A 20,106-nucleotide genomic window follows, 5' to 3' on the forward strand; every position below is an offset into this window, starting at 1 on the left:
GGAGATCTCAATGATCCTGAGGATCGTGATGGCAGCGCCAGCAGATATCGAAGTTGGCGCCGTTCTCCTCTCCGCACTGGCCGCACAGCCAGCCATTGCCCTGGCGCTGCTGGTAGCGCTCTATGATCCGGCCTGCCCGCTGACGATCCTGCTCGCTCACCATCAGGGTGACCTGCAGCAGATCCACGGGCAGTTCCCCCAGCGCCCCCGAGAGCCCCTCCCCGCTTAGCCGCACCCGCACTCCTTCGACTTCCAGCGCTCCCTTCAGGGCATGCGCCTCCAGCGAATGAGAGGCTCGATACAAGTTAATCCACTGCTCCATAAATCCTCACCTCGCAACCCCTTGTCGATGTCCCGACGGCGCCAGCCCCCGGATCATCACTCTCCATGGCCGCTTGCCGCTCACAGCAGGTTGTCGATGCCGTAAACCGGGCCGTTGGCCACCAGAAAATCGATAAACACCCGCAACTTGCGCGGCATCAGCCGCCGCTCGGGAAACAGCAGATAGATGGGCACCTTGGGCTGCTGCCAGTCCGGCAGCAAAGCCACCAGAGAGCCGTCGGCCAGCTCATCATGGCACAACATGGCGGGCAGGGAGGCGAGCCCCAGCCCGGCCTTCGCCGCCTCTCTGGCACAGGTGATGTTGTTGACCTGGAAGCGGGACGGCGGATCCACCAGCACCTCCCGGCCATCCCGTTCGAAACACCAGTGGGAGGCGAGAAAACCGCTGCTCACCGCGACCCGCTCATGGCGCACCAGATCCTCGGGCCGGGTGATGGCCGGGCTGCGCGCCAGATAATCCGGGCTGGCGCAGAGCAGGCGCCCCGTGCTCCACAGGCGCCGTGCCGCCAGGTTGGAGTCGCTCATGTCGCCGATCCGCACTATGGCATCCAGCCCCTCGCTGATGGGATCCACTATGCGGTTGGTCAGCTCCAGATCCACCCGCAGCCCGGGATAGGCTTGCAGAAAGTGGGCCACCAGCCGGCCCACCACCAGCTGTCCCGTCTCGATGGGGACCGCCAGCTTGAGGGTGCCTGTCACCTCCTGCTGGCTGGCACTCAGCATCAGCTCGGCCTGGGCCAGCTCCTCCACCGCCTTGCTGCAGCGCAGGTAATACTGCTCACCGGCTTCGGTCAGGGTGAGCTGGCGGGTGGAGCGATAGAGCAGCCGCACGCCGAGGTGCTGCTCCAGCTCGGCGATGCGGCGGCTCACCGTCGCCTTGGTCATGCCCAGCTCCTGGGCGGCGGCGGTGAAGGAGCCCTTGTCGACGATGCGCACCAGAATCAAGGCCGCGTTCAGGTCCATTGTCTCACCAGTGAAACTGTATATCTCATGAATGGATACTAATCGAAACAGTTACGCGATGTTAGCCTGCCCGCCACAGTTCAGGAAAAACCCATATCATGAGTCAACACAAGAAGATCCCCCTGCTGGCAGCCCTGCTGCTGGCCCTGTTCGGCCTGCTGTTTGCCGCCTACTGGTATCTGCACGGCCGCCATTTCGAGAGCACCGACAACGCCTATCTGCAGAGCGAGGTGACCGGCATCGGCTCCAAGCTGCCCGGCTACATCAGCGAGGTGCTGGTGACCGACAACCAGGAGGTCAAGGCCGGCCAGCTCATCGCCAGACTGGACGACAGGGAGTACAGAACCCGGGTGCTCGAGGCCGAGGCCGATCTGCACCTCAATCAGGCGACCGCGGAGAACCTGGCCGCCACCCGTACCCAGCAGCTGAGCCTGATCCGTCAGGCCGAGGCCAGGGTCGCCTCGGCCAATGCCGAGCAGGTGCGGGCCCAGCAGCAGGTGCGCCGGGTCAGTCAACTCAATCAGCGCAACTACAGCTCCCAGGACAGCCTGGACGAGGTGCGCGCCGGTCTGCAGGTCAATCAGGCCCAGGAGCAGGAGGCCAGAGCCGCCCTGCAGGCCGCTCGCGAGCGCCTGCTGGTGCTGGACGCCGAAGCCAAGCAGAACCAGGCCAGACTGGCACTGAGTGAAGCCCAGCTCGAACAGGCCAGGCTGGAGCTCGGCTACACAGAGCTGCGGGCCCCGGCGGACGGCATCATAGGCAAGCGCAGCCTGCGGGAAGGGCTCTATGTGCAGTCCGGCATGCAGGTGGCCAGCCTGGTGCCGCTGCAACAGGTGTGGGTCGAGGCGAACTTCAAGGAGACCCAGCTGCAGCACATGCAACCGGGTCAGCGCGTGGAGGTGATCCTGGATGCCTATCCGGATCAGCCGGTCGAGGGGATCATCGACAGCCTGGCCCCCGCCACCGGCGCCAAGTTCGCCCTGCTGCCGCCGGAGAACGCCACCGGCAACTTCACCAAGATAGTGCAGCGGGTGCCGGTCAAGATCCGCATCCCCGAGCCGGGCGCACTGGCGGGCAAGCTGCGCCCCGGCCTCTCCAGCGAGGTGATAGTGGACACCCGCACCCCTGATCCCGTGGTCGCCGCCAACTGATGGAACCCATTCCACGTCGCAACTGGATCGCGGTCATGGGGGGCCTCATCGGCGCCTTCATGGCCATACTCGACATCCAGATCACCAACGCCTCCCTGAAGGACATTCAGGGCGCCCTCTCGGCCACCCTGAGCGAGAGCTCCTGGATCTCCACCTCCTACCTGGTGGCGGAGATGATCGCCATCCCCCTCAGCGGCTGGCTGAGCCGGGGGCTGAGCGTGCGCCGCTACCTGCTGTGGACCACGGGGGCCTTCATCGTCGCCTCCGTGCTCTGCTCGTTCAGCTGGAACCTGACCAGCATGATCGTCTTCCGGGCGCTGCAGGGCTTCACCGGCGGGGCGCTGATCCCCATGGCCTTCTCCCTCATTGTCAGCCTGCTGCCGCTGCACAAGCGGGCCACCGGCATGGCGCTGTTCGGCCTGTGCGCCACCTTCGCCCCCGCCATAGGCCCGACGCTGGGGGGCTGGCTGACGGAGCAGCTCTCCTGGCACTACATCTTCTACCTGAACGTGCCCCCCGGCCTGCTGGTGATGGCCATGCTGGCCCACGGCCTGGACAGGAAGCCGGTGGACTGGGAGGTGATAAAACGGGTGGATCTGGTCGGCATCCTCACCATGGCAGTGGGGCTGGGTCTGCTGGAGGTGGTGCTGGAGGAGGGCAACAGAGAGGACTGGTTCGGCTCCAGCTTCATAGTGCGGCTCACCGTCATCTCGGTGGTAGCCCTGGTGTTCTTCGTCATCAGCCAACTGCTGCGCCGCCATCCCCTGGTCAATCTGCGGCTGCTGCACAGCCCGCGCTTCGCCCTGGCCTGCTTCGCCTACCTGGTGCTCGGCATGGCGCTGATGGGCTCCATCTATGTGCTGCCGCTCTACATGGCGCAGATCCACAACTACAACGCCCTGGAGATAGGGGAGGTGCTGATGTGGATGGGCCTGCCCCAGTTGCTGGTGCTGCCCCTGGTGCCCAGGTTGGTCACCCGGATAGATCCGCGCTACCTGGTGAGCTTCGGCTTCCTGGTGTTCGCCATCAGCTGCTTCATGAACGTCAACATGAGCGCCGACTACGCCGGCCCCCAGCTGATCCAGTCGCTGATAGTGCGGGCCCTGGGCCAGCCCTTCATCATGGTGCCCCTCTCCCTGGTGGCGACCGCCAGCCTGACCCCGGAGGAGATCCCCTCCTCCTCCACCCTGCTCAACGTGTTGCGCAACCTAGGGGGGGCCTTCGGCATCGCCATCATAGCCACCCTGATCGACAACGACACCCGCATCCACGCCAGCCAGATAGGCAGCACCCTGGCCGCCACCAGCATAGAGGGGCAGGCCTACCTGCTGCAGCTGGCCCAGACCATGATGGCCCAGGGCTCGGATCCCGCGCTCGCCCAGCAGCAGGCCAGGGCCATGCTGTCCAATACCATCAACCGGGAGGCCGCCATCATGGCCTACAACCAGGTGTTCTACGTGATGGGCATCTTCCTGCTCATCGCCAGCGCCCTGATGCTGCTGCTCAGGCAGCCGGCCCCCAGGGCCGCGGACGCCGAGCCGCTGGAGGCGTGAAAAACGGTGAAAATGGAATAGCAAAACGGGCCTGAGGGCCCGTTTTTTTGTCTGCACACTCCCCTCGGCGAGGGGGCAACTCAGGCACAGTCACCCTGCCAGCGAAGCGGCGATCAGGAACTGGGCGGCGAAGTAGCTGCTCATGATCCAGGCCGTGGCATGGGGGAAGGGGCGGCGGAAGCGATCGAGGGCCAGCATGCTGTCGGAGAAGAGGAACATCAGCGCCCCTACCAGGGCCGCAGCAGAACCCGCGGTAAGAGAGGCGTGCCAGGCGCCGGCGGCGACCCAGGCCATGCCGATGATCACCAGCATGTAGCAGAAGACGGGGATCTTCATCTCCCCGAGCTTGCCCCACAGCAGGCCGAACACCATGCCGGCCACCAGCAACAGCAGCAGGCCATCCACCAGCTTGAGCACAAGGGGGCCCTGGGCGAAGCCGACTATGTAGCAGAGGTGCGCGACAAAAAATGCCGCCAGTCCCTGGATGAAGCGATCCCGTGGCAGCATCAGCAGCACGTCACCGGCCAGCGACAGGCAGAGGCCGAGCAGGATCCAGGCGTGGGAACCGTTGTGGTCATCGCTCTGGTAGCCAAAGGCCAGGGCGATGATGAACAGCATGGTCAGGGGTTTGCTGATGTAGAACTGACGGGAGTCTGAGCCATAAGCCGCGCGGATGTGCCACCAGCCAGATGCGATGATCAAGAAACTCAATAACATGCCCTGCTCCTCACCGATTGCTCGCGGTCACACGGCAACCTCTTTAGTGCCCGCAAGAGTAGCAAATTCCCCCGCCCAGTGGCAGGGGGGTGAAGCAGATGGCACCCTACACCTAAAGTCTAATTGCCCCCTGCTCGCGGCTCGGGCATAAGAGACAGCTCTGGAAGATCACCATGGAAGACGCAATGACCAACTACCTGCCCGCCATCGATATCATGATGTGCCACCTGGGGATCAGCTTCGAACAAGCCTGTGAACAGCTTGGTCTGAGCCCGCAGGAACAACAGACCCTGGATCAACTGCAAAAGCAGAAGCAGACCCAGTCAAACTAGCCTGCCCGGTATTGAAAACGGCGCCATCGAGGCGCCGTTTTTATTGGTGGTGTCTATGAGCGGGTGGCCCGTCGCCGTTGCAGCCAGATCACCAGCGCAAACAGCAGGAAGCCCGGGATCCACATCAGCTCCTTGTGCCAGCGCTCGGTAGGCGCCTTGACGGAGAGGATCTCCTGATCAAACTCCATGCCGGCCGCCGCCGCCGGACTGCCGAAGGTGACGTTGTCGATCAGGGTCTTGCCGTCCTGCTCGTACAGGGTCAGCCCCAGGCCGGCCAATCGCTCTTCGCCATCGGCACCGGCCGGTACCGCCAGCAGCACTGTGGATTGACGCAGCTTGCCCACCGCATCCTCCCCCTGGATCCGCAGTCGCAGTGTGCTCTCCGCTTCCACCTCGCCCAGGGTCTGGGCCAGCTGGGCGGGAGGCGTCTCACGATAGGGATCGTGCACCATGTCCATCCAGAAACCGGGACGGAACAGGGTGAAGGCCACCAGCAGCAGCAGCACGTTCTCGTACCAGCGGCTCTTCACCAGGAACCAGCCCTGGGTGGCGGCGGCGAAGATCAGCATGGCGACCGTGGCCACCACGAAGATCAGCACCCCGTGGGCAAAGTCCACGTCGATCAGCAGCAGATCCGTGTTGAAGATGAACAGGAACGGCAGCGCCGCGGTGCGCAGGCTGTAGTAGAAGGCGGTGATCCCGGTCTTGATGGGATCCCCCTTGGAGACGGCGGCCGCCGCGAACGAGGCCAGCCCCACCGGCGGGGTCACGTCCGCCATGATGCCGAAGTAGAAGACGAACAGGTGCACGGCGATGAGCGGCACTATGAGGCCGTTCTGCTGCCCCAGCGTCACCACCACGGGGGCCAGCAGGCTGGAGACCACTATGTAGTTCGCTGTGGTGGGCAGCCCCATGCCGAGAATAAGGCTCAGCAGGGCGGTGAGGATCAGCATCAGCAGCAGGTTGCCCATGGAGAGCATCTCCACCAGATCCGCCAGCACCAGGCCGACCCCGGTCTGGGAGACGGCACCGACTATGATCCCCGCCGTGGCGGTGGCGATGCCGATGCCGATCATGTTGCGGGCACCGGCCACCAGGCCCTCCTTCAAGTCCACCAGACCATCGCGGGCAGAGCCGTAGTCATGCTTGCCGTCGGTGCGCAGCCAGTTGAGCAGCGGCCGCTGGGTCAGCAGGATGATCACCAGCATGACGGTACCCCAGAAGGCCGACAGCCCCGGGGAGAGGCGCTCCACCATCAGGCACCACACCAGCACCACCACAGGCAGCAGGAAGTGCAGGCCGGAGAGCAGCACGGCGCGGGTGTTGGGCAGCTCGGTGAGGGGCTGATCCGGATCCTCGGCGGGCAGCGGCGCATTGCTGGCCGCTATCTTCAGCAGACCCAGATAGACGGCCGCCAGCAACAGGGCGATCCCCGGCAGGGCATAGTCCCCCAGCGCCGGCTTGAGCCAGCCCAGACCATGGTAGACCGCCATCGACAGGCCGCTGATGAGGGTGGCACCGAAGGCGAAGCCGGTCAGGCGACGCAGCCAGGGCTTGGGTTGATGGCCGCCGATGGGCTGCATGCCGAGCTTGAGCGCTTCCAGGTGGACTATGTAGAGCAGCGCTATGTAGGAGATGGCCGCCGGCAGGAAGGCGTGCTTGATGATCTCCACGTAGGGAATGCCCACATACTCCACCATCAGGAAGGCCGCCGCCCCCATCACGGGGGGCATGATCTGGCCGTTGACCGAGGAGGCCACCTCGACCGCCCCCGCCTTCTCCTTGGAGAAGCCGACCCGCTTCATCATGGGGATGGTGAAGGTGCCCGTGGTCACCACGTTGGCGATGGAGGAGCCGGAGATGACCCCGGTCAGGGCCGAGGCCACCACGGCCGCCTTGGCCGGGCCGCCGCGCAGGTGGCCGAGCAGGCTGAAGGCGAGCTGGATGAAGTAGTGACCGGCACCGGCCCGCTCCAGCAGGGCACCGAACAGCACGAACAGGAACACGAAGCTGGTGGAGACCCCGAGGGCGATGCCGAACACCCCCTCCGTGGTGATCCACTGGTGGTTCGCCAGGGCGGTGAAGCTCACCCCGCGGTGCGCCAGCAGCCCCGGCATCCAGGGGCCGGCCAGGCTGTAGGCGAGAAACACCAGGGCGATCACTGCCAGGGCCGGGCCCAGGGCACGGCGGGCGGCTTCCAGCAACAGCGGAATGCCGATGCAGGCGGTGATCAGATCGGCCGTGGTGAGGTTGCCGGGGCGCTGGGCCAGGGCCTCATACATGACGAACAGATAGGCGGCCGCACCGGCGGCGATCAGACCGAGGGCGATGTCGCCGAGGGGCACCCTGTCTCTGGGGGAGCGCCGGAAGGCCGGGAACACCAGATAGGCCAGCAGCAGGGCGAAGGTCAGGTGAATGGCGCGGGTTTCGGTGTCATTGAGTACGCCGACCCCGAAAATGAAGGGGAGCGGCGAGGCGATCCAGAGCTGGAACAGGGACCAGGCCAGCGCCAGCCCGGTGATCAGCCAGCCCATGAGGCCGAGGGGCAGCCGGGCGCCCACGTCCTGGGCGATCAGTTCCTCGGTAGAGAGTTGTTTTTCTTGCATAGGGTTAACTTTTGCCTGCGAGTACAACGACACGACACCCGCTGCCGGTGTGGCGGGCGGGTGTCGAAGAGAACGATGGAAGGCCGGCAGGCCTTCAATCAGAGCCAGCCACGCTCTTTGTAGTAACGTGCGGCGCCTTCATGCAGGGGCGCGGAGAGACCCACCTTGATCATGTCGGCCTCTTTCAGATCGGCGAAGGCCGGGTGCAGACGCTTGAAGCGATCCAGGTTGTCGAACACAGACTTGACCAGCTGGTAAACCACTTCAGGATCGGCCTTGGCACTGGTGGAGAGCACCGCCTTGCCACCGATGGACGGGGTCGGCTTGTCGCTGCCCTTGTAGAGACCACCCGGGATCTCAGCCTTGGTGTAGTAGCTCTTCTCGGCCAGCAGCTTGTCGATGTCGGCGCCGGTCACCGGCACCAGCACGGCGTCCGTGGTGGTGGAGGCTTCCTGGATGGCACCGTTCGGGTGACCGACGAAGTAGCTCATGGCGTCGATGTTGTTGTCACCCAGGGCGGAGGCCTGCTCCGCCGGCTTCAGCTCGGAGACCAGGCCGAAGTCGCTCTTCTTCCAGCCCTTGACCGCCATGATCTCTTCCATGGTGTCGCGCTGGCCGGAACCCGGGTTGCCGATGTTGACGCGCTTGCCCTTCAGGTCGTCGAAGCCGGCGATCTTGGCGTCGCGGCGGGCGAGAATGGTGAACACTTCGCTCTGCAGGGAGAAGACGGCGCGCATGTCATCCATGGCCCCCTCGGCCTGGAAGGGGGGCAGCCCCTTCATCGCCTTGTACTGGTGGTCGGACTGCATGATGCCGAAGTTGAACTCACCGCTGCGAATGCCGTTGACGTTGGCCACGCCACCGCCACTGGCCGGCGCATTGCACTTGATCTGGTGATCGGCGGCGCCGCGATTGAGGAAACGACAGATGGACTGGCCCGCCACGTAGTAGACGCCGGTCTGACCGCCGGTGCCTATGGTCACGAAGCGCTCCTGCGCCTGTACCGGACCACCAAACGACACACCGACCAGGGCCGCCGACAGGGCGCACGCCAAGGATAATCCTTTCATGTTCTTCATCCTTTTCATTGATTTATCTCACCCGATTCCCGGGTGAATATGAGACGGACCCGCACCAAGACTGGGTCTGCCTATACAGCCTCGTACGAGGAAATGGTCGAGCGGCGAACGCCCTTCCAGAAGCCACCATCATCCTGCGGTGAGATAATCAGCGTCATGCCGACTGAGGGTGATTCGACCACAAAAGAGCCGGATCAAAAGTTGTAACCCCTTGATTAGGCACAGAGTGCCAACATAAATCAAACAAAATGGCAAAGCGGCGGATTTAAATAGCGAGAAATTTGAACTGGATCATCAATTCATCGGTCGTGGATTAATTGGTTTTGTGTGCGCAGGCAGCGGGGAAATGGAGGGGGTGGATTCCTTTGCAACCCTTTGCTGACAAGGGCTGCCATCTGGCTGAGGGCGCCCCGAGACAGGGTCAGGCTAGGGAGCAAGACACAGGCCGCCGGGGTTGCCCTCGCCGGCCTGATCTCATCTGCGAATCGGCGCCATCTCTGGCGCCCGGATCGCGGTTCAGCAACAAGCGGTTAACCCAGCCTCATGCCTTCGGCCTGGCCAGCTCCAGGATGAAGGCAAACTCCAGAGCGATGTCTTCGTAAGCCTTGAAGCGACCCGACTTGCCGCCGTGACCGGCATCCATGTCGGTGCTGAGCAGCAGCTGGTTGTCGTCCGTCTTCAGCTCCCGCAGCTTGGCGACCCACTTGGCGGGCTCCCAATACTGTACCTGGGAGTCGTGCAGACCCGTGGTGACCAGCAGGTTGGGGTAGGCCTGCGCCTTGACCTGATCGTAGGGGCTGTAGCTCTTCATGTAGTCGTAGTAGCGCTTCTGGTTCGGGTTGCCCCATTCGTCGTACTCCCCTGTGGTGAGGGGAATGGACTCGTCCAGCATGGTGGTGACCACGTCGACGAAGGGCACCTGGGCCACCACGCCGCGATAGAGCTGGGGCGCCTGGTTGATGACGGCCCCCATCAGCAGGCCGCCGGCGCTGCCCCCCATGGCGTAGACCTGGTCTCTCGCCCCATAGCCCTGGGCCACCAGCGCCTCGGTCACGTCGATGAAGTCGTGGAAGGTGTTCTGTTTTTTCAGCAGCTTGCCGTCTTCATACCAGGGGCGCCCCAGCTCTTCGCCGCCCCGGACATGGGCGATGGCGTAGACGAAGCCGCGGTCCAGCAGGCTCAGGCGCGAGCTGCTGAAGTCGGGATCCATGCTGGCGCCGTAGGAGCCATAGCCATAGACCAGCAGGGGGTTCTTGCCCTCCTTCTTGAACAGATCCTTGCGATAGACCAGGGAGACAGGCACCGCCACCCCGTCGCGGGCGGTCACCCAGACCCGCTCGCTGGCGTACTGGTCGGCCTTGAAGCCCGCCACCGGCTGCTGCTTGAGCAGGGTGCGCTTGCCGCTGTCCAGGTTCAGCTCATAGGTGGAGGACGGCGTGGTCATGGAGGAGTAGCCATAGCGCAGGGCGCTGGTCTCCGGCTCCGGGTTGTAGGCGAGCCAGGTGACATAGGCGGGATCGTCGAAGGCGATCTCTTTCTGCTCGCCGCTCTGCCAGTTGATCTGGCGCAGCCGGGTCAGCCCCTTGCTGCGCTCCTCCAGCACCAGCCAGTCCCTGAACAGGGCATAGCTCTCCAGCAGCACGTCCGGATTGGGGGCTATCACCGCCTTCCAGCGATCCACCGGGCTCTCCCTGGTCTCGTAGAGGCCGAAGTTCTTGCCGTCCTTGTTGGAGCGCACATAGAAGCGGCCGCGGTAGTGATCCAGGCTGTATTCGTGATCCACCTGGCGGGGCAGGAACAGGCGCGGCGCCTGGACCGGCGTGTTGGCGTCGATGAGGCGCGCCTCGCTGGTGGTGGTGCTGGAGAGGGCGATGACGATGAAGTCTTCCGAGGTGGTGGCATAGAGGCTGACGTAGAAGCTGTCATCCTTCTCCTCGTAGACCAGCTTGTCCTTGGCGGGATCGCTGCCCAGCTCGTGGCGATAGACCTGGTAGGGCAGCAGTGTCTTGGGGTGCTTGCGCACATAGAACACCGTCTTGCTGTCGTTGGCCCACACCAGGTTGCCCGAGGTGTTCTCCAGCTTGTCGGCGGCCCAGGTGCCGCTCTCCAGATCGAGGAACTGGATCTGGTACTGACGGCGGGAGAGGAAGTCTTCCGCCACCGCCAGCCAGCGGTTGTTGCGGCTCACCTCCAGGGCTCCCAGCGAATAGAACTCGTGACCCTCGGCGCGCTGGTTGCTGTCCAGCATCAGGCTGGCGTCCTTCTCCCCCACCTTGCTGCGGGAGTAGATGGCGTACTCCTTGCCCGGCTCATAGCGGGTCTGGTAGCGGTAGCCGTTCTTCACATAGGGCACGGACTCGTCCTGCTGGGGGATGCGGGCCACCATCTCCTTGTAGAGCTGGTCACGCAGCGGCTTGACCGGCTTGAGCATGGCCTCGGTGTAGGCGTTTTCGGCCTTGAGATAGTCCAGCACCTCGGGCTTTTGCCGATCGTCGTCACGCAACCAGTAGTAGTTGTCGATCCGGACGTCCCCGTGCTTTTTCAGGGTATGGGGGTGCTTGGGGGCCACAGGGGGCAGGATGGGGGTTTCGCTTGTCGGCATGACGGGCTCTTCATTGGCATGGGTACAGGGCACGGCGACCAGACAAGCCAGCAGCAGCAACCCTCGGGGAAAGATGAACATGTCGCATCCTTTGCGCTGTAACAGGGCAGGCAGGCTCGCGGGGAGCGCCATGAATTGACGATCAGGCCGCCGCCGCTCACTCCGCCGGTGCGGAAACAAGGCTGGCAAACCGGAACATCGCCCCTGAGAAAATAAATTGGCGATCAATCTGCCCCTTGTCGCCCTGGGTTGCAAGTGATCCCCGGACATTCGGCCCCAAACCATGAAAAAGGGCCACCCTCTCACAAGGGTGGCCCTCCTGCTCTGGCCATGAGCGGCACGGATTCGCTCAGGTGTGCCTCACATGATGGAGTGGTGCCGGCTCATGACCAGTGTTCGTCAGCCGGGATAGCTCGACCAGACTCTGGTCGCGCCCTCCTCGCTGATGCTCAGCACCTGGTAGGGCTGACCCGGAATATCCATGCCAGGCGCACTCTGGGGCATGCCCGGAATGGTCAGGCCGCGGATCGCCGGTTTTTCCTTGAGCAGCTTCTGCACGTCGGCGGCGGGCACATGTCCCTCCACCACATAGCCGTTCACCACCCCGGTGTGGCAGGAGGCCAGCTGCGGGGTGATGCCGTACTGTTGCTTGACCGGTTCAAGCTGCTCGGTTTCGACGACCTTGACCGCAAAGCCATTCTCTTCCATGTGCTTGATCCAGGTCTTGCAGCAGCCGCAATACTGGGACTTGTAGACTGTCATCTGCTCGGTTGCCAGAGCAGAAAAACTGACGGTACCGGCCAGCACGGCCAGTAACAGGGACTTGTACATGACTCACCTCGGATAAGAAGAAATGCCCAAAAAACGGGTAACTCGACTCAACCCAGCTGGCGAGGGGGCCGTTCGAGCCTCTCCAGCGGCGCCTCCGGCATGAAGAGAGAGGGGGAAATGAACGCTGGCATGTCGGGCTCAAGCCAGGCCACCGTCAGGCTGTCGCTGGTGAGCACCGTCATGGCGAGCGCCGAGGTGAAGCTGCCGCAAGGCATGGCTTTTTCCAGGGTGCGTTCGCTCTGGCTGCAATGGGGGGTCAGAGTACAGAGATCGGTCGCCGCCCGGCTGCCAAACGACATCAGCACCATCAGCAGGCTCCACAGGGGAAGCCAGCGGCGGGCGCGAGCGAGTTGGCGACGGGTCAGAACCATGGGATGACTCAGTGATCGAAGAGGGCCTATGGTAACCCTTGGCCCAGGGGGAGGGTCAAGCCCTCCCCGCCGTCATGGTTATCAGGGTTGCTGGCGGGTGGCCGCCAGCACTATCTCGCGCACGCAGACGTTGGCAGGCTGGCTCCAGGCATAGAGCACGGCCTCGGCAATCACCTCGGGGGCGATGACGCCACCCATCTCCTCTTTCCAGCCGTGGTAGCCGGCCTTGATGCTCTCATCCGTGGTATGGCTGAGCAGCTCGGTCTCCACCGCCCCCGGGGCTATGGTCACCATCCGCACGCCGACGTCCGCCACCTCTTCCCGGATGTTCTCGGTCAGGGCGTGCACCGCAAACTTGGTGGCGCAGTAGGCGGCATGGTTCGGGAAGGTCTTGCGACCGGCGATGGAGCTGATGTTGATGATGGTGCCGCTGCGGCGCGCCTTCATTCCGGCCAGCACGGCATGCACGCCGTTCAGCACCCCCATGACATTGATGTTGAGCATCTGCTGCCACTCGGCCGGATCCTGCACATCGGCCTGACCCAGCAGCATGACGCCGGCATTGTTGACCAGACAGCCCACTGGGCCGAATTGCGCCTCGGCCTGCTGGACGGCAGCCTTCATGGCGGCGGTGTCGGTGACGTCGACGCCGACACAGAGTGCTTCGGGCAGGTTCAGCGCCTGCATGGGCTCGACCCGGCGGGCCAGCAGCAACAGGGGGTGACCGGCGGCAGAGAAGGCGCGAGCGATGGCGGCACCGATCCCGGCGGAGGCACCGGTGATCACGACGAGGGACTTGGACATGGGTATTTCCTTCTGATTCATTGAGGAACTGAGTCAAACAAGGGCTGGCCAGCACGGGACTCAATCACTATAGTCGCCACATCTATCGGTGATAAATATTGTTTTCCACTGGTTACCATCTGAAAAAGCTATGGTTGATTTTATGCTGGACCTGAGATTGCTACGCTTCTTCATCGCCATCTATGAAGAAAAGAACATCACGGCGGCGGCGGCACGCTGCCACGTCAGTCAACCCTCCCTCTCGGCGGGCCTGCGCCAGCTGGAGGAGTCCCTCGGTGACAGCCTGTTCATCCGGGGCAAGAAGGGGGTGGAGGCCAGGGACCCGGCCCATTACCTCTATCCCCACGCGGTCAAGCTGGTGGAAGAGGCTCGCCGCCTGCCGGAGCTGTTTCGCCAGAAGGCGACGCGCGCCAGGCTCAATATCGCCATCATGCCGGACTTGAGCCGCCGCCGGGTGGCCGGGCTGTTGCAGCGGGTGCAGAGGGTGCTGCCCGAGCTGGATCTCACTCTCTCCGACTACGGCACCCCTGCCGACTGCCGACTGACTCTGGATGCCCTGCGCCGGGAGGACGAGATCTTCCTGCCGCTCTGGGAGGAGGACTATGTGCTCTGCGTCCCGGTCGGCCATCCCCTTGCCAGTCGCGAGAGGATCGCGCTGGTAGAGCTGCAACATCATGATTTTATTGAGTGTCCCCCCTGCGAGGCTCATCAGCAGACCATAGGCCTGCTGGCCTGTGACCGGCTCACCCTCAATCTGGTGGCCAAGGCCGAGAGCAAGGGGCTGGTGATGGCACTGGTGCTGGCGGGAGTGGGCATCAGCTTCCTGCCCGACGGGCTGGTGGAAGATGAGCCGGGGCTGCGCACCCTGGCAGTGAGCGGACCCCGGATGTTTCGCCGCATCGGGCTCTGTTATCCCGCCCATCAGACCCTGAATCCGGCGCTGCGCGACCTGATCCCGGAACTGGCGAGCCGGGGTGCTTCTTGATAACGTCGCAGCTCACCGCCCTTTTTTATCGGCACCAGGCCCCTCTTCAGGCTAGGACCTCATGAAACGCATTCTGATCATCTTCTCGCACCCGGCCCTGCAGAGCTCCAGGGCCAACAGGCAGTTGCTGCAGGCACTCGACGGTCTGGAGGGCATCACCCTGCACGACCTCTACCACCACTACCCGGACATGTTCATCGACGTGAAGCGGGAGCAGGCCCTGCTGTCTGAGCACGACATCATCGTCTTCCAGCACCCCTTCTACTGGTACTCCTGCCCGGCCATCATGAAGGAGTGGCTGGATCTGGTGCTGGAGTATGGCTACGCCTACGGCCCCGAGGCCCACGCCCTCAGTGGCAAGCAGTGGCTCTCCGCCATCACCACGGGGGGTGCTCCGGAGTCATATTGCAGCGAGGGCTACAACCAGCGCCCGCTGCTCGACTTCCTGCTGCCGTTCCAGCAGACGGCGCAGCTGTGCGGCATGCAGTGGCTGCCCCCCTTCGTGCTGCACTCCTTCCACAAGCTGAAAGATCCGGAGGCGCTGCGCCGCTGTGGCCAGGATTACCGCCAGCTGATCTGCGCCCTGCGCGATGAGCGGCTGACCCCGGCCCAGCTCGCTGGCAGCCCCTATCTGCGGGATCTGCTGGGGGAGTTGTCATGACGACAGGTTGGATTTTCATCGGGCTCGCGCTGCCGGCCCTGACGAACAGAGACGAACGGAGGACCGGCTGATGGGGCACGGATTGTTGTTTGACGCCTTGATCTATCTCTCGGCGGCGGTGATAGCGGTGCCGCTGGCCAAACGCTGGGGGCTGGGTTCCGTGCTCGGCTACCTGCTGGCGGGCATCATCATAGGTCCCTTCCTGCTGGGACTGGTGGGGGAGCAGAAGGATGTGATGCACTTCGCCGAGTTCGGGGTGGTGCTGATGCTGTTTCTGGTCGGGCTGGAGCTGCGCCCTGCCCTGCTGTGGCAGCTGAAGGGACCCATACTCGGCACCGGCGGCCTGCAGGTGCTGCTCACCACGGGGGCCCTGACCGGGGTCGCTCATCTCATCGGCCTGCCCTGGCAGCAGGGGCTCGCCATCGGTCTCATCCTGGCGCTATCGTCCACCGCCATCGTGCTGCAGAGCCTGCAGGAGCGCAAACTGATGCAGAGCGAGAGCGGGCGATCCGCCTTCGCTGTGCTGCTGTTCCAGGACATCGCCGTCATTCCCATCCTGGCCATACTGCCGCTGCTCGCCATCGCGCCTGTGGCCAGCAACGGCAATCCGGATCTGGCGGGCTGGCAGCACGGCCTGCTGGTGGTCGCCGCCATCGCCGGCATAGTGCTGGGCGGCCACTACCTGATGCGGCCGGTGTTCCGTGCCATCGCCCAGTCCCACATGCGGGAGATCTTCGTCGCCGCCGCCCTGCTGCTGGTGATCGCCATCGCGGTGCTGATGGAGTCGGTGGGCCTCTCCCCCGCCCTCGGCTCCTTCCTCGCCGGCGTGGTGCTGGCGGACAGCGAGTATCGTCACGAGCTGGAGGCGGACATAGAGCCATTCAAGGGGCTGCTGCTCGGCCTCTTCTTCATGTCGGTGGGCGCCGGCATCGACTTCGGTCTGTTTGCCGCCCATCCCCTGCTCATTCCATCCCTGGTGATAGGGCTGATGCTCCTGAAATGGGGAGTGCTGATGGTGCTCGGCCTGATCATTCGCATCTCGCCGAGCCAGCGCTGGACCTTCGCCCTGGCGCTGGCACAAGGGGGGGAATTCGCCTTCGTGCTGTTCTCGTTCGCCGCCCAGAACAAGGTGCTGCCCGGTGACACCATCTCGCTGCTGACCCTGGTGGTGGCGCTCTCCATGGCGCTGACGCCGCTCTTGCTGATCCTCAACGATCGGGTGATCCAGCCCTGGTTCGACTACCGCAACCAGAGCGATGCCCCCGAACACGAGCAGCCGGAACTGGTCGAGCACCCGGTCATCATCGCCGGCTTCGGCCGCTTCGGTCAGATAGTGGGGCGTCTGCTCCACGGTCACGGCATAGGCACCACCATACTGGAGCAGGACGCCAGCCAGATAGAGATGCTGCGCAAGTACGGCTATCAGGTATTCTACGGCGATGCCAGCCGGCTCGACCTGCTCCATGCCGCCGGGGCCCACAAGGCCAGGCTGCTGGTGCTCTCCATCAACGATCCGGCTACCTCCCTCGAGGTGATCGAGATGGTGAAGAAACACTTCCCGCACCTCAAGATCCTGGCCCGCGCCCAGGACAGGCCCCATGCCCACGAGATCCTTCGGCACGGCGTCGACAGCGTGCACCGGGAAACCCTGGGATCGGCCGTGGATCTGGGGGTAGAGGCACTGACCCAGCTCGGATTCCGGGCCAACCAGGCCTGGCGTGCGGGTCAGGTGTTCAAGCAGTATGACAACCGGCTGCTGCGGGAACAGGTCAATTACCTGGATGACGAGCACACCTATATCAACAAGAGCCTGCAATACCGCGAGATCCTCTCCGATCTGCTGCAAGACGATCAGGAAGGACAGGAGCGTACCCACGCGCACAACTGGAACAGCGGTCTGCCCGACAACGACAAGGAAGCAATATGATTGCCTATTACCCCATGTTCAAACACCTGCACATGACCCTGGCCATGGTCAGCCTGCTGCTGTTCATCTACCGCTGGAGCCTGGCGCTGGCTGGCAGCGGGCGCTTGCAGCAGAAGTGGCTCAAGGTGTTGCCCCACATCAACGACACCTTGCTGCTGCTGTTTGGCGTGCTGCTGGCGGTCACCCTGCAGATGAGCCCCGGGCAGCAGCCCTGGCTGATGGCCAAGCTGATCGCCCTGGTGCTCTACATAGGGCTCGGCGTCATGGCGCTCAAGCGCCCTGCGCGCGGCCAGAAGCTGATCGCCGGGGCCGCCGCCCTTGCGGTATTTGGCTACATGATTGGCGCCGCCATCACCAAGTCAGCCTGGTCCTGGCTGGCCTGAACGACCTCTTTGCCGGTGAGGGCCCAGTCCCTCACCTCTCTCCCCCTGCCGAATACCCTCCTCCCCCTTGGCTCCCTATACATTTCTCCCCTGTCGTGACAACCGGGCAAATCTGGAGAACGCTTTATTTTGGCAAAAAAAAGCGCCAAACAACCCCCTCCATGCCTTTATTATTGAAGTTTATCAATCGGTTATCTCGTTATGTATGAAAATGGCGACAGTTGTCGCAGCAAAACTTGCGACATAGACTGTCGCATGCCATGGCTAGGATACACTCAACGCTAAACCAGTGAAGGCATGCACCATGAGTAAGAAGCTGTTACGACAACTGACCTTGGCGCGTTGCATCCCGCACCGCCCTTACAAGCTGACCGCCAGCCAACTCCAGGTAAAACTGGAAGAGGAAGGCATTCACGTCAGTCTGCGTACCGTGCAACGGGACCTGGAAGAGATGTCCGGTATGGGACTGTTCGACCTCACCTCGGATGAGCGCAGCAAACCACACGGCTGGTGCTTCGAGCGCCACGGTCTCAACGACTTTGCCAACATCATGCCGCTCTCCCTGGCGGTGGCCCTGAAAACCTGGAGTGATCAGGCGAGCCAACTGCTACCGGCGAGTGTCTTGACCGAATTGAACCCCCTGGTCGACAAGGCCAGCCAGGTGATCCGTGACAGCCAGAGCGAACTGGCGGAGCGCTGGCTCGAGAGCGTGCATCAGTCGCCGCGTCCGTTTGCCGGCAACCCTGAGATCCGCCGCAGCACCCTGATCCGCGACGCCCTCTGGCGTGGTCGCAAGTTCAGCGCCGAGATCCAGCGTGTCATCAAGGAACGCACCGTGTGGCTCTGCTATGACCGCATCAATCCGCTCGGGATCCTGAACCAGCCCGATGGCCCCATCCTGCTCTGCACCCTGTCCGAGCTGGATCCCAAGGTCTATGGCATCCCGTTCGATCACATCAAGAACGTGGAACTGACCAACTTCAGCGCCACCCAGCCGAAGGATTTCAACGTCCAGAAGCTGATCCGCGACCAAGGCTATCAGGGCGTCAGCGGCCCGATCCGCTTCGTCGGACGCATCGATGCCAACTGCCCCACCCTGATCGATGGGCAGATCCCGGGACACAACCCGCGCATGACCCGCTACGACAAGCGCAGCGTGGTGGTGGAGACCGAGGTCCAGGATACGCCCGAGTTCCGCTCCTGGTTGAACAACATGAGTGGCAACCTGGAAGTATTGGCACCGGAGTCCCTGCGCAAGGCATATCCGACACCGGGTACCCGGGTCAGCTGAGCACAATCGGATGAATGATGAAAAGCCGAGCATGAGCTCGGCTTTTGTCTGTTTTTCACACATAATTATTCAATTAATTTTTAACTCTTACACCCCTGATTGAGCCTTCTGTACCATCGTTTTCCTCCCTGTTTTTGGTTGTGAGAGATCCGCCATTCCTCCTGTAAGACCCCTCAGTGTTGAGCCGTACGTGAAGCCATCCCGAGAGCCACATGCTTTCCTGGGAAACTAAATAAGGTACTGATAAAAAAGAAAAATTCAGATTCATGACAGATATTAATTCATCATCTGGCGTTATCTGATGGCCTTCCATGCCTTGTTCCTGCCCACGATTGCCTTAGTATGGGTCTCACAAGGACGGCTGGTCCGGCAGGATGCAGGAACAGCGCATAAATAGGAAAGCCGCAGGATGTGGCAGGACATCTCAGGATGAGGTTGATAACCCGGATGGTTATCACAAGGAATGACAGGACAACCGCAGGATGCGGTCGCAGGACACCCCGGGATGAGGGCGAGTGGCACGGATAGTCACTCTTCAGGATGACAGGAACTCCGCAGGAGCGGCAGGAACAGCTTCAGGATGAAGCGAGATGACCAGGGTGGTTATCTGTCAGGATGACGCATGGAACACCACGGGATGTGGTAATGGACACCTCCAGGACGGAGACGGTGAAGCAATCAGGAGTGATTGCCAGGCTAGGATGGCCACAGGACACCCCAATGGAATGGGAAGGGGAAATTCCAAAGGAAAGGATAGAGTCAAGGATTGCAGGGAGCATGGCAGTTCAGGGACTGGACGAGATGACTTGAGGGGACGGCAGACGCCGTCCCCTTTTCTTTATATGCATTCCAGCGAATCAGCCCATCCTGGGGGCACTTACCCCATGTCCCGGAGCTGTTGCCTGAATCACCTCGCCCGCAGGCATAAGAAGTATCTCGTGGAAGGTTCCTTGCCAGAGTTATCGAAACCACCCTGGGCAGAAAAGCGGAACGCCTTGGCCCCCCAGAGACGCTACTTCCTCACTTCTTGATTCATAGAGCAGTCAAGTCTGTTGAGTGGACGACGATTTGCCCCTCCCTCTGCTTCATATGCACCAGAGCAAAATCAGTGGCGGAGTGTCCATGGGAAGCCGCGTGAAACCGGGTGATAATCAGAGAACATGTGGCAACGCACTGATATCGTCGAGCCTTTAGTGGTGACAGTGGTATTTCGGGGGGGCTTGAAACGAAAAAAAGCCCAGTCTTTCGACTGGGCTTTCTAAATAGTGGCGGAGCGGACGGGACTCGAACCCGCGACCCCCGGCGTGACAGGCCGGTATTCTAACCGACTGAACTACCGCTCCGCATTCGGCTAGCTTGCGCTAAATCTTGTGCCGCTTATCTGAGGTGTCATCCTCTCGGCCAACGTCGTGATGTGCACGGCGCTGTTTAATTGGGTGCCTGGCAGTGTCCTACTCTCGCATGGCGAATGCCACACTACCATCGGCGCTACCGCGTTTCACTTCTGA

17 protein-coding genes and 1 tRNA gene are annotated in these 20,106 nt (G+C 62.7%); 8 read left to right on the plus strand and 10 right to left on the minus strand.

Annotated elements, in window-relative coordinates:
• Window positions 1–7: 7 nt before the first annotated feature.
• A complete protein-coding gene (locus HB860_RS17355; RefSeq protein ID WP_202047789.1) occupies window positions 8–322 on the minus strand; it encodes a DUF2007 domain-containing protein in 315 nt (104 codons plus the stop codon).
• Between the two features lie 80 nt (window positions 323–402).
• Window positions 403–1,305 (minus strand): LysR family transcriptional regulator, encoded by a 903-nt coding sequence (locus HB860_RS17360; protein ID WP_247627423.1) that lies wholly within the window; start codon window positions 1,303–1,305, stop codon window positions 403–405.
• A 98-nt stretch (window positions 1,306–1,403) separates the two neighbouring features.
• Between HB860_RS17360 and HB860_RS17365 the strand changes: the two genes are divergently transcribed.
• Window positions 1,404–2,456 carry an HlyD family secretion protein gene (locus HB860_RS17365; protein ID WP_247627424.1) on the plus strand — a complete coding sequence of 351 codons (1,053 nt, stop codon included), beginning with the start codon at window positions 1,404–1,406 and terminating at the stop codon, window positions 2,454–2,456.
• Window positions 2,456–4,009 (plus strand): DHA2 family efflux MFS transporter permease subunit, encoded by a 1,554-nt coding sequence (locus HB860_RS17370; RefSeq protein WP_247627425.1) that lies wholly within the window; start codon window positions 2,456–2,458, stop codon window positions 4,007–4,009. Before HB860_RS17365 ends, HB860_RS17370 begins: the two co-directional genes overlap by 1 nt.
• A gap of 90 nt (window positions 4,010–4,099) precedes the next feature.
• Here the strand turns inward: HB860_RS17370 and HB860_RS17375 are convergent, their stop codons facing one another.
• Window positions 4,100–4,726, minus strand: coding sequence for a lysoplasmalogenase (locus tag HB860_RS17375; protein WP_202047793.1), 627 nt, complete (start codon window positions 4,724–4,726; stop codon window positions 4,100–4,102).
• Between the two features lie 173 nt (window positions 4,727–4,899).
• Between HB860_RS17375 and HB860_RS17380 the strand changes: the two genes are divergently transcribed.
• Window positions 4,900–5,058: a hypothetical protein gene (locus tag HB860_RS17380; protein WP_005332188.1), complete on the plus strand. Its 159-nt coding sequence runs from the start codon at window positions 4,900–4,902 to the stop codon at window positions 5,056–5,058.
• 53 nt (window positions 5,059–5,111) lie between these two features.
• On the opposite strand, the gene HB860_RS17385 is transcribed toward HB860_RS17380, so the two are convergent.
• The 6 genes from HB860_RS17385 to HB860_RS17410 all read right to left on the minus strand — a co-directional run bounded on the left by HB860_RS17385 (window position 5,112) and on the right by HB860_RS17410 (window position 13,351).
• On the minus strand, window positions 5,112–7,664 hold the full coding sequence (locus HB860_RS17385) for a TRAP transporter permease (protein ID WP_247627426.1): 2,553 nt from the start codon (window positions 7,662–7,664) through the stop codon (window positions 5,112–5,114).
• Window positions 7,665–7,762: 98 nt separating this feature from the next.
• Complete coding sequence (locus HB860_RS17390; protein ID WP_202047795.1) at window positions 7,763–8,734, minus strand: TAXI family TRAP transporter solute-binding subunit; 972 nt, start codon at window positions 8,732–8,734, stop codon at window positions 7,763–7,765.
• A gap of 550 nt (window positions 8,735–9,284) precedes the next feature.
• A complete protein-coding gene (locus HB860_RS17395; RefSeq protein ID WP_247627427.1) occupies window positions 9,285–11,426 on the minus strand; it encodes a S9 family peptidase in 2,142 nt (713 codons plus the stop codon).
• Between the two features lie 318 nt (window positions 11,427–11,744).
• A complete protein-coding gene (locus HB860_RS17400; RefSeq protein ID WP_025325398.1) occupies window positions 11,745–12,176 on the minus strand; it encodes a DUF411 domain-containing protein in 432 nt (143 codons plus the stop codon).
• 47 nt (window positions 12,177–12,223) lie between these two features.
• Window positions 12,224–12,547: a hypothetical protein gene (locus HB860_RS17405; protein ID WP_202047797.1), complete on the minus strand. Its 324-nt coding sequence runs from the start codon at window positions 12,545–12,547 to the stop codon at window positions 12,224–12,226.
• Between the two features lie 81 nt (window positions 12,548–12,628).
• Complete coding sequence (locus HB860_RS17410) at window positions 12,629–13,351, minus strand: SDR family oxidoreductase (RefSeq protein ID WP_247627428.1); 723 nt, start codon at window positions 13,349–13,351, stop codon at window positions 12,629–12,631.
• 142 nt (window positions 13,352–13,493) lie between these two features.
• On the opposite strand from HB860_RS17410, the gene HB860_RS17415 reads away from it, so the two are divergent.
• From HB860_RS17415 to HB860_RS17435, 5 genes are all read left to right on the plus strand, one after another.
• Window positions 13,494–14,336, plus strand: coding sequence for a LysR family transcriptional regulator (locus HB860_RS17415; RefSeq protein ID WP_247627429.1), 843 nt, complete (start codon window positions 13,494–13,496; stop codon window positions 14,334–14,336).
• Window positions 14,337–14,397: 61 nt separating this feature from the next.
• Entirely contained in the window at window positions 14,398–14,997 is a 600-nt protein-coding gene (locus HB860_RS17420) for an NAD(P)H-dependent oxidoreductase (protein ID WP_202047798.1), read from the plus strand.
• A 70-nt stretch (window positions 14,998–15,067) separates the two neighbouring features.
• Entirely contained in the window at window positions 15,068–16,924 is a 1,857-nt protein-coding gene (kefC, locus tag HB860_RS17425; RefSeq protein ID WP_247627430.1) for a glutathione-regulated potassium-efflux system protein KefC, read from the plus strand.
• A complete protein-coding gene (locus tag HB860_RS17430; RefSeq protein ID WP_247627431.1) occupies window positions 16,921–17,307 on the plus strand; it encodes a SirB2 family protein in 387 nt (128 codons plus the stop codon). The genes kefC and HB860_RS17430 overlap by 4 nt, the downstream gene beginning before the upstream one ends.
• A gap of 304 nt (window positions 17,308–17,611) precedes the next feature.
• Complete coding sequence (locus HB860_RS17435; protein ID WP_247627432.1) at window positions 17,612–18,598, plus strand: helix-turn-helix transcriptional regulator; 987 nt, start codon at window positions 17,612–17,614, stop codon at window positions 18,596–18,598.
• Between the two features lie 1,266 nt (window positions 18,599–19,864).
• Here the strand turns inward: HB860_RS17435 and HB860_RS17440 are convergent.
• Window positions 19,865–19,941 (minus strand) — tRNA-Asp (locus tag HB860_RS17440).
• Window positions 19,942–20,106 lie beyond the last annotated feature (165 nt).

Origin of the sequence: Aeromonas genomosp. paramedia, assembly GCF_023093515.1 — a bacterium.
GTDB lineage: Bacteria > Pseudomonadota > Gammaproteobacteria > Enterobacterales > Aeromonadaceae > Aeromonas.